We start from the raw sequence: 13572 nt of genomic DNA, 5'->3' as shown, positions 1-13572 counted from the left end.
CGTTTCGACGTGGGATCGTTCCCTTATGTCCACGCAACACACCCGGCTCGGCGACCAGCCCGGGCCCGCCGACCCGGCGCTCGAACACACCCTGTTCGGGCACCCGATCGGACTGACGAATCTGTTCGGCGTCGAGCTGTGGGAGCGTTTCTCCTTCTACGGCATGCTGACGATCCTCGGCTACTACCTGTACTACACCGCCGCGGACGGCGGACTCGGGATCGCGCAGAGCACGGCGCTCGGCATCGTCGGCGCCTACGGCGGACTGGTATACCTCTCCACGGTCCTCGGCGGATGGATTGCCGACCGGGTGCTGGGCATGGAACGCACCGTGTTCTACGGCGGTGTCGTGGTGATGGCGGGCCATCTCGCGCTGGCTGTGTTGCCCGGATTGGCCGGTGTCGGTGTGGGTTTGGTGCTCGTGGCCCTGGGCAGCGGCGCGTTGAAGGCCAATGCCTCCTCGCTGCTCGGCACCCTCTACGCACCCTCGGACGCGCGTGTGGACGGCGGCTTCACCCTCTTCTATCTCGGCATCAACATCGGTGCCTTCACCGGTCCGCTGCTCACGGGGCTGCTGCAGCGCGAATGGGGATTCCACGTCGGCTTCGGTGCGGCCGCGGTCGGTATGGCGCTGGGCCTGACCCAGTACGTGATCTTCCGGCGCAACCTCGGTACGCACGGGCGTGAGGTCCCCAACCCGGTGACCCGCGCCGACCTGCGGCCGGTGCTGACCGGCGTGGCCGTCGCCGCCGTGGTAGCGGGCCTGGCGATCTGGGCCGGGTGGATCACCCTCGACAATCTCTCCGATGTCACCACCGGCGTCATCGTCATCGCGTCCATCGCCTATTTCACAGTGATGCTCACGAGCGCGAAGGTGGAGCCGGTCGAACGCACCCGGGTGGTGGCGTTCATCCCGCTGTTCCTGGCCAACGCGGTGTTCTGGTCGCTGTTCCAGCAGATGTTCACCATGCTCGCGGTGTACTCCGACGAGCGCGTCGACTGGCGCATCTTCGGCTGGGAGGCACCGGCCAGCTGGATCGGCTCGGTGGAACCGGTGTGGATCATCGCGCTCTCGCCGCTGTTCGCGCTGCTGTGGACCAAGCTCGGCAACCGGGCTCCGAGTACACCGATCAAATTCGCGTTCGGCGTCATCGGCATGGGTATCGCGTTCTGGTTGTTCGCGCTGCTGTCGGGATTCGAGGGCAAAACCGTTCCGGTGCTCGCCGTGTTCGCCATCCTCGGCGGTTTCGCCGTCTCGGAACTGCTGCTCTCTCCGATCGGCCTCGCGGTCACCACGCACCTCGCGCCTGCCGCGTTCCGCTCCCAGATGATGGCGCTGTACTTCTTCTCGGTCGGCATCGGCACGTCGATGGCGGGCACGCTGGCCCGTTACTACAGCCCCGACAGCGAAGGCATGTACTTCGGGATCAGCGGTGCGGCCGCCATCGCGGCCGGACTCGTCGTCGTGGCCTGCGCGCCGTGGATCAAACGGCACATGCAGGGTGTGCACTGACCCGCCGGGGTAACTCTTCTCACAACGTTCGCATGCAGAAGGAGAACAACGTGCCGACACCGGCAGAGACACCGAGCCGATGGGGCGGCATGTTCCGCACCAAATCGGTCGAGCAGTCGATCCTCGACACCGACGAACCCGACTCCAAACTCCGCAAGGACCTGACGGCCTGGGATCTCACGATCTTCGGTGTCGCCGTCGTCGTCGGCGCGGGCATCTTCACCCTCACCGCCCGCACCGCGGGCAATGTCGCCGGACCGTCGGTGTCGCTGGCGTTCGTGTTCGCCGCCATCGCCTGCGGCCTCACCGCGGTCTGCTACGCCGAGTTCGCCTCCACCGTCCCGGTGGCGGGCAGCGCCTACACCTACTCCTATGCCACCTTCGGTGAACTGGTCGCCTGGATCATCGGCTGGGACCTGATTCTCGAGTTCGCGCTCGCCGCGTCGGTGGTGGCCAAGGGGTGGTCGCAATACCTCGGCACCGTCTTCGGATTCGAGTCGGCCACGGTGAAATTGGGGTCGATCACCTTCGACTGGGGCGCGGTGACGCTGCTGATCGTGCTCGGCGTGCTGCTCGCGGTGGGCACCAAGGTGTCCTCGCGGGTGTCCGCGATCGCGGTGGCCATCAAGCTCGGTGTGATCGCCCTTGTTCTCGTCCTCGGCATCACCTACTTCAAGGCCTCGAACCTCAGCCCCTACATCCCGCCGTCACAGCCCGCCGACGACGGTGCGAGCGGCCTGCATCAGTCGCTGTTCTCGTTCGTCACCGGCGCCGGCGACAGCAGCTTCGGCTGGTACGGCCTGCTCGCCGCGGCCAGCCTGGTGTTCTTCGCGTTCATCGGTTTCGACGTCGTCGCCACCGCCGCCGAGGAGACCAAGAACCCGCAGAAGGCGGTGCCGCGCGGCATCCTCGGTTCGCTGCTCATCGTCACCGTGCTCTATGTCGCCGTCACCCTGGTGCTCACCGGCATGGTGCCCTACACCGAGCTCGCCGGTGAGAACGCCACGCTGGCAACGGCATTCGCCATCCACGGCGTCGACTGGGCCAAGACCGTCATCTCCATCGGCGCCCTGGCCGGCCTCACCACCGTGGTGATGGTGCTGTTCCTCGGCCAGACCCGCGTGCTGTTCGCCATGGCCCGCGACGGCCTGCTGCCCCGCTGGCTGGCCCACACCGGCAAGCGCGGCACCCCCGTGCGTCTGACCGTCATCGTCGGCATCGTCTGCTGCGTGCTCGCCGGTTTCGTCGAATTCGGCACGCTGGAGGAAATGGTCAACATCGGCACCCTGTTCGCCTTCGTGCTGGTGTCGGTCGGCGTGCTCATCCTGCGCCGCACCCGCCCCGACCTGCCCCGCGGCTTCCGCGTCCCCCTCGTCCCCCTCATCCCGATCCTGGCCGTGGCGGCCTGCCTGTGGCTGATGGTGAACCTGTCGGTGGAAACCTGGCTGCGCTTCCTGGTCTGGATGCTGCTCGGCTTCGTGATCTACTTCGCCTACAGCCGTCACCACTCCCTGCTCGGCAAGAAGGAGGCGTTGGCCAAAGACTGACCAGCGACGATAGCTCCCCGGACCGGATCGGCGCGCTCCCCCGCGACACGCCGATCCGACCGGGTCTACCGCCAAAATTCCGGTACACCCGTACGAGTCGCTAGGCTGTCGGCGGACGCCCCTATAGCCCAATTGGCAGAGGCAGCGGACTTAAAATCCGTCGAGTCTGGGTTCGAGTCCCAGTGGGGGCACTTCGGTGCTGGTTCAGAGCGGACCTGCGCCGCCTCGATCCAGGAAGCAGTCGTCGGACGTGTCGCTGGCACCGCGCTCTGAGAGGGAAGGGGTGCTGGGGATCACGCTGGGATTCGGTGGGTCTGCGGCGTAGCTTCGTGCGTAGGCGAATCGCGGGGCACGAAGGGGTGTTGACGATGCGGGTGGTCGGGCGGATTCGGGGGTATGCCACGGTGGTTCGGCGCGCTCGCCGGCACCGGGGGGATCTGGTGGGGTGGCTGGGGCGGCGACCGCAGATCGGGGTGGCGACCGCGGGATACGAGACGGCGTTGTTGTTCAGCAACAAGCTCGATCCTCGGCTCAAAGAGCTCGCCGAGCTCAAGACGGCGGGGCTGGTGGCCTGTCAGTTCTGTCTCGATATCGGGTCGGCGCTGGCACATACGAGTGGGCTGAGCGAGCGGCAGATCACGGATCTGCCTCGCTATCGCACGAGTGACGCCTACAGCGAGTTGGAGAAGCTGGTGATCGCGTTCGCCGAGGCGATGACGGTGACGCCCGCGGTGGATATCGACGAACTTCGCGTCGCCCTGCTCGCTCATCTGACGAAAGCACAGCTGACCGAACTCGCGGCGACCATCGCGTGGGAGAACCAGCGGGCCCGCCTCAATCAAGGTCTCGGGGTGCAGCCGACCGGGATGGCAGACGGCCTGGCGTGCGCGATGCCGGAGCGTCCACACGCTCCGTGATCGCAGCGCTTCCCCTAGGCTCCGGCCGCCCTGGTCCAGCTGGCTACGACGAATCCCCGGTCGTGGAAGCGGAATCGGATAGCACATGACCTGCGAGTTCTCGGTGTTCGGCCGCGCAGGCGAGAACTTGCCACGCTGCTCGTCCGCGCCGCCGTCCTCTTCTGGGATCCAGTCGCGTAGGTGTTAAGGGAGGACGAGCGTACTGCCCTAGCCACTGGGCATCTGCATGAAATGTGTACCGGCCATCAGCTGCATCACCGCGAAGGCATGCCGCAGGTCGTGCAGACGTACGCCGCGCGTGGCCGGTACAGGCGTGGTGGCGGGCAGCAAGGGCTTTGAAAATCGTGTCGTAGAAGGTGCCCATTGCCATCGGCTGCGACCAGTCGAACGGTACCGCGTATCGCTCGTCCGCTACGCGGTAGCCTCCACCCTTCACCCGCGACAGCCACCACGGTGCGGTGGGCTCCGCAGAGCGCGGGTACATGGCGTATTCACCGAACAGGTAGGCGTGCATCCGTGCCGCAGTCAGGGCGGGGTGGCACAGAACGCTTGCTACGCTCGGGCTTTGGTTGGCTGGACACCACTTGCCACCCTCGCGTTCCTTGGTGCGGCGGACGTGCACTACGGACCGGATCGGCACACTCGGAGCCGTATGGAACTCCATGTAGCGTATTTCCAGCCCGGCGATTTCACGATCGTCGACCCACGACCGCGAAACATTCATCGAGGCAACGCCGTCTCGAATCAAGACTAGTCGCACACCCTCCGCGGCCCTCGATGCCCGGCGGTGATGGGCTCACCCTTTCAGTGACCTCGCTCACTGCCTAACGTGACTGAGCTGACGTTCAACAAGTCTGTCCGGACAGTATCAAGGTGCTTCGCGAGCGAAGGCGGGAGACCATCTGACACATCGACGTGCTCACCGCCCCAGCGAGATCGGTCTGCGAACAGGTCGGTATCGCCGTCGACGTCAGTAGCAAACACCGTGTAGGCGGCCGCGCCCAACTGGTTCTGACCAACGACAACGCCAGCAAAGGCCCGAACCTGTACTAGCATCGCGACCATGAGCACCCTCGGGGGGGACGGCCAGTCGCTGACGGTTGTTCCCGAAAAAGTCCGCGACGTAGGAAACTTCGTGTATGGCCTCGCTGATGTACTACGCCAGGCGCTCGACACTGCATCTCGCGAGGTAGATGCTTGCGCCGGAGGCAGCTGGACCGGCGACTACGCTGAGTCTTTTGCAACCGCTTGGTCCGAGACTCGTTCGGGTGGCGTCGCCATCATCAGCGCTCTTACAGAAATGGCTGAAAAGCTAGGCGTATCCGCCGATACGTATAGTCAGGCGGATCAATCGTTCAGCGCAGGCCTCGGCACATTCAGTCTAGATCTGCCCGGTCTGTGATGGGGTCGGAATTCACGGTCGACCTCGACCATCTCGAAGACATCGTCGCCAAGGTGGCTGGACTCGCCAGCTTTGTCGCAGACCACCTCGATGAGATCGACGACCGAGTTGCCACACTCGCCGGCACCGGGTGGGAAGGCGTCGCCGCGGATGCATATCAAGTCGCACACCAGCAATGGGCAACTGGTGCACGTGAATTCGCGGACGGGATTCGCGTTATGAGTATGGCAGCTAAATCTGCCCATACTCAATATTCTGCAGCGATCGATGCCAACCGTCGCATGCTTTCAGGTGAGTGAGCGATGTACGTCGATTGGGTATCCTATTACGCAGCCGGCAAGGAGTGCCACGACTTAGCGACAGCGTTGCGGGTAGCTGATAAACCAGTTCACGATTGCATGCAATCCAAGGGCGCTGGCATGGCGGGAGACGCGCCCGGTTGCGCGGAATGGGCAAGGGCATATGACGACCGCGCCCGTAATAGTTTGCAAGCGTGCACAAACCTGGCCGATGCGCTGACGAACTTCGGAAATATCCTGTTTGCATCCGGCTATAACTATGGGATCAGCAACAACAGCAACCCTGCACCACCACGTCCGACGATCGTTTCGATGACCGAGTACAAGGTCAATCTCCCGTCGGCTACGACGGAAATTTCTGGAAACGGCGTCCAGCGTGACGATGACGGCGGAGAATTCTTCGACCGGTTCATGGAGAATATTACTAACGAATTCAAGAAGCTTCCCAACGCCGATGTTGACGCACTTGGTGAGGTTTCCTCGACATGGAGCGCGTTCGCGAACAGCGAGGCGTTAGCGGGCCTGAAATCCCGGATTGAAGCGATCTCACAGCGATTCGACAACCTCGATGCCGTCGAGAACCGAGCCCTGATACAGCAGCACCTCAACACGATCGGGACGTCGGCCGATACGATCACGTTGGCCGCCAGCAACATCGCAGCACCATTAGGAGAATTCAAGACTAGCATCGTCGATGCCAACCAAGCTGTGCGTAGCGCTATCGTATCGTTTGAGTGGGCAGTTGCGCTCTCTGTCGGCGTCGCCGTTGTTGGAGCGCTCTTCTCCCTGGGTGGATCTGTCGCAGTCGGCGCCGACACCGCCGCTCTGGCCGCCACTCAGGCGACATCGGCGATTCGGACTGCGTTGAACGCCCAGAAGCTTCTGAGGATTCTCGGATTCTCGGCCGCGTTCGGTAGCACGGTCGGCGTAATTACCGCTTTTGACGGGGTGCCAGACACTGGCACAGTAATTACTTCACTGGCGACTATCATCACAACAAAGGTATTTCTACTCGAAGTCTCCGATGATATCAATGGCGGCGCGGGGGCCTTCACGGTTGGCTCGATGACAACCAGCGTTGGGAAGTTGGCAAAGGAATACGATGTAACCGAACGTGAAATTAGAGAAGCAATTCACAAGGTGAAAGCAGGGGCGGCGTGGCGCGGCAACGGTGCCGCTAAGAATCCCGACGTGGTGATCGACACCAAGACCGGTGAGGCGTATCCGAAAAATGCCGATGGTACGGTATCAGAGGATAGCATCGGAAATATCACAGACTTCCTACCCGAAGAATAATTGGCCATGCGTTCCAATATCGAAGAGGATTCCATATTGACCGAACTCGAGGACCGCTGGATACTGCCACTTCGCGACCAGGCGGTTATGTCGACCACATGGCGGAACAATGCCATTGAATTGGCTACCAACGAAGGTAGCGTGATTACCGTGGGTACGGCAGCACTGCTTTCACCCGGGCACGCAACCAAGAGCGACCCTGACCGTAGGCCATTGATCACATGGGATGCCTCTGTGGTCGAGGAAGTGGTCTGCGCTCGCATTATTTCCTCGGTCGGATTCAAGTCCGGGACGCTCCGTGTCAAATTCGCGAATGGCTGGACGTTGCTCGCCCGCAAGGATGACGCAGTTGCCACCGTCCGGTTCAGCGATGGCCGGTCGTGGCGTCAAACGCCTTCTGGGGCGGTGCTGGATTAATCTGTCGACAGCGCACCGTGCGCCCCTCAGCAGCGTCGCCAACTAACTGTTCGCACCACTGTCCCGCTCGCCGCTTGGATACGACCACTGTGGCACGGCGGGCGGCACCGAGCTCGCGCTCGTGTCTCCGCCGACACCAGATCGGCGGAGACACTTCCCCACGGACGGGCTACTCGAGCACCCTCATGCCGCGCATGCCCTTGACAGCCGACCTCACTTCAAATGCCGGGTGAAGAACCGGCCTGCCTCCGCCCCGGCGTACGGCGGGACGCCGGTGTGCCCGCCCATATTGGCGTGCAGCGTCTTCTCTTCCGAGCCGAAGGCGTCGAACAAGTCGAGGGCCATCTGCCGGTCGTTTCCTTCGTCGTCCCATTGCAGCAGGACGTGCACCGGAATGGTGACGTGGCGGGCTTCCTCGATAATGGCGCGGGGGACGAAACTTCCGGCGAACAGGACGGCGGCGGTGATGCGTGGGTCGACCGCCGCCAGCCGTGTGCCGATGGAGATCACCCCGCCCGAATAACCGACCGGGCCGCCGATCTCGGGCAGGGCGAGGAGGTCGTCCAGGGCTGCCCGCCACTCCGGGACCGCCTGGTCGACCAGCGGGAGGATGAGCTTGTCGACGATTTCGTCGGCGACCGGCCCGCCCGCCGCCAGCGCCCGCCGCAGGTCGGCGAGGGCCTGATCGGCGCCGGCCGAACGGGGCCGCTCTCCGCTGCCGGGCAGCTCGATGGTTGCCACCGCGTAGCCCTCGGTGACGCAAGGCCGGACCCGGTCCAACAGTCGCGGGTACGCCCTGTGGAGCCCGAGCGGAGGGGGTCCGGCCAGGATCAGCGGCATCGGTTCGGAAACAGATACGGGCGTCCACAGAATTCCGGGGATGTCGCCGAGGAGGAATTCGCGTTCGAGGATGTCGTCGTCGAGGCGTTGTTCGGTGATGAATCGCACGGTCGTGCCTTTCGGGAGTGCTGTTGATCGGCGCTCCCGGACGACCTATCGCCCGACCGTGACTCCAGCGGAGAGCACCCATGTCGATACTGCGTTCACGGGTATCACCTCCTCGTCCACTGTCACGGAATTCGTGAAAGGTAGCAGTGGGCGCCGTCGTTCGCCAACGGATTTTCAACCGCCGATGATGTCCGCGGGCAGGAACATCGCGCCGAGTTGGGTGGCGATCGCGTAGGTGTGTTCGACGAGGCGGGCGGCGTCGACGTCGATGGTGCCGGTGCGCCAGGCGGTGAGTAGTTCGATGAAGCCGCCGATGCCTGCCAGGGTGCTCATGCGCACGGCTGTTTCGTCGGCGTCGGGGCGCAGGTGAGGCCAGGCGGCGGCGATCAGGAGGTCGGTGGCGTCGGTGAGCATGGCTTTGCGGCGTTGCTCGAGGACGGCGCTGCCCGCGTGGTCGGCGAGCAGGATGCGGGCCCGGCCACGCAGGTCGGTCTGCAGTTCGACGGCGCGGGCGATGGCGGCGCGCAGGATTTCCAGGGGGGCGCGGTCGGCGTTGGCGGCCAGGATGGTGGCCAGATCGGCGAAGACCTCCGCGCACACCTCGTCCCAGACCACGGCGAGCAGGTCGTCGCGGTCGGTGAAGTTCTCGTAGAAGTACCGGTCGTTGAGCGCGGCCCGCTGGCAGACACCGCGCATCGTCACCGCGGCCCATCCGCTGTCGAGCCAGATCTCGAGCGCCGCCGCGATCAGGTCGGCGCGGCGCTGCGCCCTGCGCTCTTCGGCGGTGCGGCCGCCCCAGGTCCGGGCCGGTGCGCGCACATCCATGGTTGACAAAGTACTCCGTCACGCGCCTAATTGGTGTCAGGTGCGGCCAATGGTGGCAGACGACACCAGTTCGGACCGGACCGGTTGAACCAGGGAGTCGCCATGCGCCTGTTTCGTCGTCGTCGAACCGAGCACGCCGATGCGGTGGTCACCGGTGCGGGCAGCGGCATCGGCCGCGCCTTCGCCGTGGAACTGGGCAGGCGCGGCGGGCGGGTGGTGTGCTCCGATATCGACGCCGAGCGGGCCGCCGAGACCGCCGTGCTGGTCGAGAACGCGGGCGGCAAGGCCGTCGGCGCCCGCTGCGACGTCACCGCGATCGACGAGGTCACCGCACTGGCCACACTGGCGCAGGACTGGTTCGGTGACGCGCCGAGTCTGGTGGTCAACAATGCCGGGATCGGCGCGGGCGGGCCGCCGGTCGGCGAGTTCACCCTCGACGACTGGGAACGCACCCTCGCGGTGAACCTGTGGGGAGTCATCAACGGCTGTCACGTCTTCACACCGATCCTGCGCGCGGCGGGGCGGGGAACGGTGGTCAATGTCGCCTCCGCCGCCGCCTTCGGCGCGGCACCACGGATGGCTGCCTACAACGTGAGCAAGGCGGGAGTGCTCGCGCTGTCGGAGACCATGGCGGCCGAGCTGGCCGGGACCGGCGTCGGCGTGACGGTGCTGTGTCCCACGGCCGTGAAAACCGGGATCCTGCGGTCGGATTCGCCACTGGACGACACCGCCGAACGCCTCGGCGGCTCGCTTCTGCGATGGACCGGCCGCTCACCCGCGAGCATCGCGAAAACCACCCTCGACGCCGTCGACCGCGGCGATCTCTACGTGGTCCCACAACTGGAAGCCAAAGTGCTGTGGCAGGCCAAACGCTGGATGCCCGCCACCTACACCCGTTCGGCGGGCCTGCTCGAGCGGGTCGTGCGCTGAACCGACCGAGAGGAGACGGACAATGACGTTCGCCTATCCCGACATGCTCGCCACCGTGCGGGCCAAGCAATGGGCCCTGGCCGATATCGACTGGGACGCACCGGGTGCCGAGCTGGTCACCGACGAGCAGCGGCCACGACTCGCCGCGTTCATGTCGGATCTGGTGTGGATCGAACACGTCGGCGCCCGTGGCTTCGCCGCGCTGGTCCAGCAGGCGCCACCGGGCGCGCTGCGCGAGATCTACCGGCACTTCCACGCCGAGGAACAGAAGCACGCCAATGCCGAGCTGGCGCTGATGCGCCGCTGGGGCATGCTCGACGACGACGCGATGCCGGTGCCCAACAAGAACATTCGCCTCGTGATCAGCTGGCTCGATCGCTATGCCGAACACATGACCCTGCCCGTACTCGGCACCGTCATCCCGTCCTTGGAGACAGCGTTGGACGGCGCGCTGGTGAAGTTCCTGCTCGACGAGGTCGACGACCCGGTGTGCCACGAGGTGTTCCGGCACATCAACAGCGACGAATCCCGGCACCTGGCCGTCGGCTTCCAGGTACTCGAGCAGCTCGGCGCGGGACCGCTGCGCAAGATCGCCATCGAGACAGCGGGTTTCGCGGCGCGCCCGTCGTTCGTGCTCGGCGCACTGCTCTACGCGCCACTGTTGTCGCGGATGGCAGCCAATATCGTGGCGCTCGGTCTGGACGAGGAAAAGCTGTGGAACGCGGTGCGGCGCTACGAGACCGTCGGCGAGCGCAGCCCGCGGATCCGGCGACTGCCGCTCTATCACGTGGTGCGCTTGCACGCGAAGGCGACGATCGACCACCGTCAGCCTTTCCAGTTGCTCGCCGATGTGTCCAGTGCCTGTATCGACAGGTTCCCGGTCCGGGTGCTCGGTCATCGTCCGTCGTGGGTCCGCGAGCTCACCTACGATCCGGTCGCGAAATGACCGGGATCCCCGGCAGTTTCGACGGCCGGATCGTGCACCACCGCGAATTCCGCCCGCGCGGGGAGTTCACCGGCGAGCGGGTGGCGATCATCGGTTCCGGCGCGGCGGCGGCACGACTACTGCCCGGCATCGCGGCCGAGGCGGCGCGGGTGACGGTGTTCCAGACCGAGGCCGTCTGGATCGTGCCACGCGCACCCCTGCCGTCCGGTGCCCTCCGGCACGCGCCTGATCGTCTGGTGCGGCTCGTCGCGCGCGCCAATCTTGCTTGGCAAGTGCGTGATTCGTGGCTGCGGTACCGGCTCACGCCCGACGACGACGCGGGCGTCGCGGTACACGACAGCTACTACCGCACGCTGCGGCAACCGCACTGCCGGTTGGTCACCTGGCCGATCGCACGGCTCGCTCCGCTCGGCGTGCGCACCGTCGACGGGATCGAACACCGGGTCGACACCATCGTCTTCGCCGACGACTCCCACCACGTCGTGCGCACCATCGGTCGCGGCTCCCATCTGCCCGCGACAGCCGTCAGGGTCGGCACGGCCGACAAAGCGGCCGACAGAAAGGAATCAGCGTGAGCGAGCGAATCACCTGTCCCCGTACCGTACGGACGGCGCGGCCGAATCTCGGTGAGGCAGCGGCATGAACACCATCGATCACGAGATCATCATCGTCGGCGCGGGCTTCTCCGGCATCGGGGCCGCGATCGCGCTGCGCGAGGCCGGTTTCGAGGACTTCCTGATGGTCGACGACGCCGACGGGGTCGGGGGCACCTGGCACTGGAACACCTATCCCGGTGTGGCCGTGGATATCCCGTCGTTCAGCTACCAGTTCTCCTTCGACCAGCGGACCGAGTGGTCGCGCGTGTACGCGCCGGGTCGCGAACTCAAGGCCTATGCCGAATCCTGCGTGGACAAGTACGGTCTGCGCCCGCGCATCCGGTTCGGTACCACCGTGGTCGCCGCCGACTTCGACGCCGACGCCGACCGCTGGGTGTTGCGCACCGCCGACGGCGCCGAGCTCACCGCCCGGTTCGTACTCAGCGCGACCGGTGTGCTCACCCGCCCGAAACTGCCCGACATCCCCGGGATCGAGACCTTCGCCGGGACCACCGTGCACACCGCGCGCTGGGATCACGGCCTGGACCTGCGCGGCAAGCGGGTCGCGATCATCGGGACCGGGGCGTCGGCGGTGCAGGTGATCCCGGAGATCGCGCCGCTGGTCGAGCACCTCACGGTCTTCCAGCGCACCCCGATCTGGTGCCTGCCCCGGCCCGACCTGCCCGTGCCGCCACCCGCGCGCTGGGCGCTTCGCCTGCCCGGCGGCCGCACACTCACCCGGCTGATCAGCCAGACCTACGTCGAGGTGACCTTCCCGCTGGCCGCCCACTACCACCGCTCGCTGCCCACCGCCGCGATCGGCGAGCGCGCCGGGCTGGCCCACCTGCGCCGCCAGGTGAAGGACCCGGTCGTGCGCGCGAAACTGACCCCCGACTACGCCCTCGGCTGCAAACGGCCGAGCTTCTCCAACGACTACCTGGCCACCTACAACCGCGCGAATGTCACGCTGGAAACCGCACCCATCACCGAGATCACCGCGACCGGCGTGCGCACCTCGGGCACCGAACATCCGGCCGACGTGCTGATTCTCGCGACCGGCTTCAAGGTGATGGAGTCGGGCAATATGCCGACCTACGACCTGCACGGCGTCGACGGCCTCGACCTGGAGAAATGGTGGGACGAGAACCGGCTGCAGGCCTACGAGGGCGTCAGCGTGCCGGGCTTCCCCAACTATTTCTCCATCATGGGCCCCTACGGCTACAACGGCGCCTCGTATTTCACGCTCATCGAGAATCAGACCCGCCATATCCTGCGCTGCCTGCGCCGGGCCCGCAGGACCGGCGCCACCAGGGTGGAGGTCCGCCGCGAGGCCAACGACCGGTTCTTCCGCGAAGTACTCGCGCGGCGCGGTGGGCAGGTGTTCTGGCAGGACAGCTGCGCCGAGGCCAACAGCTACTACTTCGACAAACACGGTGATGTGCCGCTGCGACCGTCGTCCACACTGGAAGCGGCTTGGCGCAGCGGTCATTTCGACCTGTCCGATTACGTCTTCACCACGGCGTAGCGAACGCCCCCGAGACAGCGGTTAACCTGGGGTTATGAGTGAGCGGACGGTGCCAGGGGGTGTGCTGCACGAGTTGCCCGCCGATCTGCGGGCCGCGTTGAGTGCGAACGCGGTGGCGCTCGCGGCGTGGCGGGACATCACCCCGCTGGCACGCAACGAATTCATCTGCTGGGTCGAGGACGCCAAGCAGGCGGCGACGCGGGAGCGGCGGATTCGGCGGACCCAAGAGGAACTGGAAGAGGGTCAGCGGCGGCCGTGCTGCTGGCCGGGCTGTCGGCATCGGGAACGCACCGGCAGATAGCGCCCATCCGGGCAGGGTGGCTGGCCGAAATCCTTCCGTCAAAAGCTTGTGCGGCAGCGACCGCCTGGACGGAAGTGATGAAGACGATGCGATCTGTACGAAATTCCTTG

14 protein-coding genes and 1 tRNA gene are annotated in these 13572 nt (G+C 65.6%); 13 read left to right on the top strand and 2 right to left on the bottom strand.

From position 1 onward, the window contains the following. Positions 1-25: 25 nt before the first annotated feature. The 8 genes from AB0I35_RS19555 to AB0I35_RS19520 all read left to right on the top strand — a co-directional run bounded on the left by AB0I35_RS19555 (position 26) and on the right by AB0I35_RS19520 (position 7391). Entirely contained in the window at positions 26-1513 is a 1488-nt protein-coding gene (locus AB0I35_RS19555; protein WP_357397497.1) for an oligopeptide:H+ symporter, read from the top strand. 89 nt (positions 1514-1602) lie between these two features. After that, a complete protein-coding gene (locus AB0I35_RS19550; protein ID WP_357148589.1) occupies positions 1603-3060 on the top strand; it encodes an amino acid permease in 1458 nt (485 codons plus the stop codon). A gap of 117 nt (positions 3061-3177) precedes the next feature. Then, positions 3178-3251 (top strand) — tRNA-Leu (locus tag AB0I35_RS19545). A 177-nt stretch (positions 3252-3428) separates the two neighbouring features. After that, entirely contained in the window at positions 3429-3977 is a 549-nt protein-coding gene (locus tag AB0I35_RS19540; protein WP_357397637.1) for a carboxymuconolactone decarboxylase family protein, read from the top strand. Positions 3978-5040: 1063 nt separating this feature from the next. Then, entirely contained in the window at positions 5041-5379 is a 339-nt protein-coding gene (locus tag AB0I35_RS19535) for a WXG100 family type VII secretion target (protein WP_357397496.1), read from the top strand. Beyond that, positions 5379-5678: a WXG100 family type VII secretion target gene (locus AB0I35_RS19530; protein ID WP_357397494.1), complete on the top strand. Its 300-nt coding sequence runs from the start codon at positions 5379-5381 to the stop codon at positions 5676-5678. The genes AB0I35_RS19535 and AB0I35_RS19530 overlap by 1 nt, the downstream gene beginning before the upstream one ends. A gap of 3 nt (positions 5679-5681) precedes the next feature. Further along, positions 5682-6974: a hypothetical protein gene (locus AB0I35_RS19525; protein ID WP_357397493.1), complete on the top strand. Its 1293-nt coding sequence runs from the start codon at positions 5682-5684 to the stop codon at positions 6972-6974. Positions 6975-6980: 6 nt separating this feature from the next. Further along, positions 6981-7391 (top strand): DUF6188 family protein, encoded by a 411-nt coding sequence (locus tag AB0I35_RS19520; protein WP_357397492.1) that lies wholly within the window; start codon positions 6981-6983, stop codon positions 7389-7391. 213 nt (positions 7392-7604) lie between these two features. Here AB0I35_RS19520 and AB0I35_RS19515 read toward each other — a convergent pair whose 3' ends face one another. Then, positions 7605-8339: an alpha/beta hydrolase gene (locus tag AB0I35_RS19515; protein ID WP_357397490.1), complete on the bottom strand. Its 735-nt coding sequence runs from the start codon at positions 8337-8339 to the stop codon at positions 7605-7607. A 174-nt stretch (positions 8340-8513) separates the two neighbouring features. After that, positions 8514-9164, bottom strand: coding sequence for a TetR family transcriptional regulator (locus AB0I35_RS19510; protein WP_357397489.1), 651 nt, complete (start codon positions 9162-9164; stop codon positions 8514-8516). A gap of 102 nt (positions 9165-9266) precedes the next feature. On the opposite strand from AB0I35_RS19510, the gene AB0I35_RS19505 reads away from it, so the two are divergent. The 5 genes from AB0I35_RS19505 (at position 9267) to AB0I35_RS19485 (ending at position 13462) form a co-directional block, all read left to right on the top strand. Further along, positions 9267-10094, top strand: coding sequence for an SDR family NAD(P)-dependent oxidoreductase (locus tag AB0I35_RS19505; RefSeq protein ID WP_357397488.1), 828 nt, complete (start codon positions 9267-9269; stop codon positions 10092-10094). Positions 10095-10116: 22 nt separating this feature from the next. After that, complete coding sequence (locus AB0I35_RS19500; protein WP_357397487.1) at positions 10117-11040, top strand: ferritin-like domain-containing protein; 924 nt, start codon at positions 10117-10119, stop codon at positions 11038-11040. Then, complete coding sequence (locus AB0I35_RS19495; RefSeq protein ID WP_357397486.1) at positions 11037-11615, top strand: NAD(P)/FAD-dependent oxidoreductase; 579 nt, start codon at positions 11037-11039, stop codon at positions 11613-11615. Before AB0I35_RS19500 ends, AB0I35_RS19495 begins: the two co-directional genes overlap by 4 nt. A gap of 64 nt (positions 11616-11679) precedes the next feature. Beyond that, positions 11680-13161, top strand: coding sequence for an NAD(P)/FAD-dependent oxidoreductase (locus tag AB0I35_RS19490; protein WP_357397485.1), 1482 nt, complete (start codon positions 11680-11682; stop codon positions 13159-13161). A 34-nt stretch (positions 13162-13195) separates the two neighbouring features. Continuing rightward, entirely contained in the window at positions 13196-13462 is a 267-nt protein-coding gene (locus tag AB0I35_RS19485; protein WP_357397484.1) for a YdeI/OmpD-associated family protein, read from the top strand. Positions 13463-13572: the final 110 nt, after the last annotated feature.

This window comes from Nocardia sp. NPDC050378, from assembly GCF_040655675.1.
In the GTDB taxonomy this organism is placed as follows: Bacteria; Actinomycetota; Actinomycetes; order Mycobacteriales; family Mycobacteriaceae; genus Nocardia; species Nocardia coubleae.
Note: the sequence above shows the minus strand (reverse complement) of the source record. Positions and strands in the feature narration are given on the sequence as shown.

Coding starts and splice junctions, on each gene's coding strand:
- AB0I35_RS19520 (WP_357397492.1), top strand. CDS start 6,981: ATGCGTTCCAATATCGAAGAGGATTCCATATTGACCGAACTCGAGGAC.
- AB0I35_RS19555 (WP_357397497.1), top strand. CDS start 26: ATGTCCACGCAACACACCCGGCTCGGCGACCAGCCCGGGCCCGCCGAC.
- AB0I35_RS19510 (WP_357397489.1), bottom strand. CDS start 9,164: ATGGATGTGCGCGCACCGGCCCGGACCTGGGGCGGCCGCACCGCCGAA.
- AB0I35_RS19525 (WP_357397493.1), top strand. CDS start 5,682: ATGTACGTCGATTGGGTATCCTATTACGCAGCCGGCAAGGAGTGCCAC.
- AB0I35_RS19490 (WP_357397485.1), top strand. CDS start 11,680: ATGAACACCATCGATCACGAGATCATCATCGTCGGCGCGGGCTTCTCC.
- AB0I35_RS19500 (WP_357397487.1), top strand. CDS start 10,117: ATGACGTTCGCCTATCCCGACATGCTCGCCACCGTGCGGGCCAAGCAA.
- AB0I35_RS19540 (WP_357397637.1), top strand. CDS start 3,429: ATGCGGGTGGTCGGGCGGATTCGGGGGTATGCCACGGTGGTTCGGCGC.
- AB0I35_RS19505 (WP_357397488.1), top strand. CDS start 9,267: ATGCGCCTGTTTCGTCGTCGTCGAACCGAGCACGCCGATGCGGTGGTC.
- AB0I35_RS19535 (WP_357397496.1), top strand. CDS start 5,041: ATGAGCACCCTCGGGGGGGACGGCCAGTCGCTGACGGTTGTTCCCGAA.
- AB0I35_RS19495 (WP_357397486.1), top strand. CDS start 11,037: ATGACCGGGATCCCCGGCAGTTTCGACGGCCGGATCGTGCACCACCGC.
- AB0I35_RS19530 (WP_357397494.1), top strand. CDS start 5,379: ATGGGGTCGGAATTCACGGTCGACCTCGACCATCTCGAAGACATCGTC.
- AB0I35_RS19550 (WP_357148589.1), top strand. CDS start 1,603: ATGTTCCGCACCAAATCGGTCGAGCAGTCGATCCTCGACACCGACGAA.
- AB0I35_RS19485 (WP_357397484.1), top strand. CDS start 13,196: ATGAGTGAGCGGACGGTGCCAGGGGGTGTGCTGCACGAGTTGCCCGCC.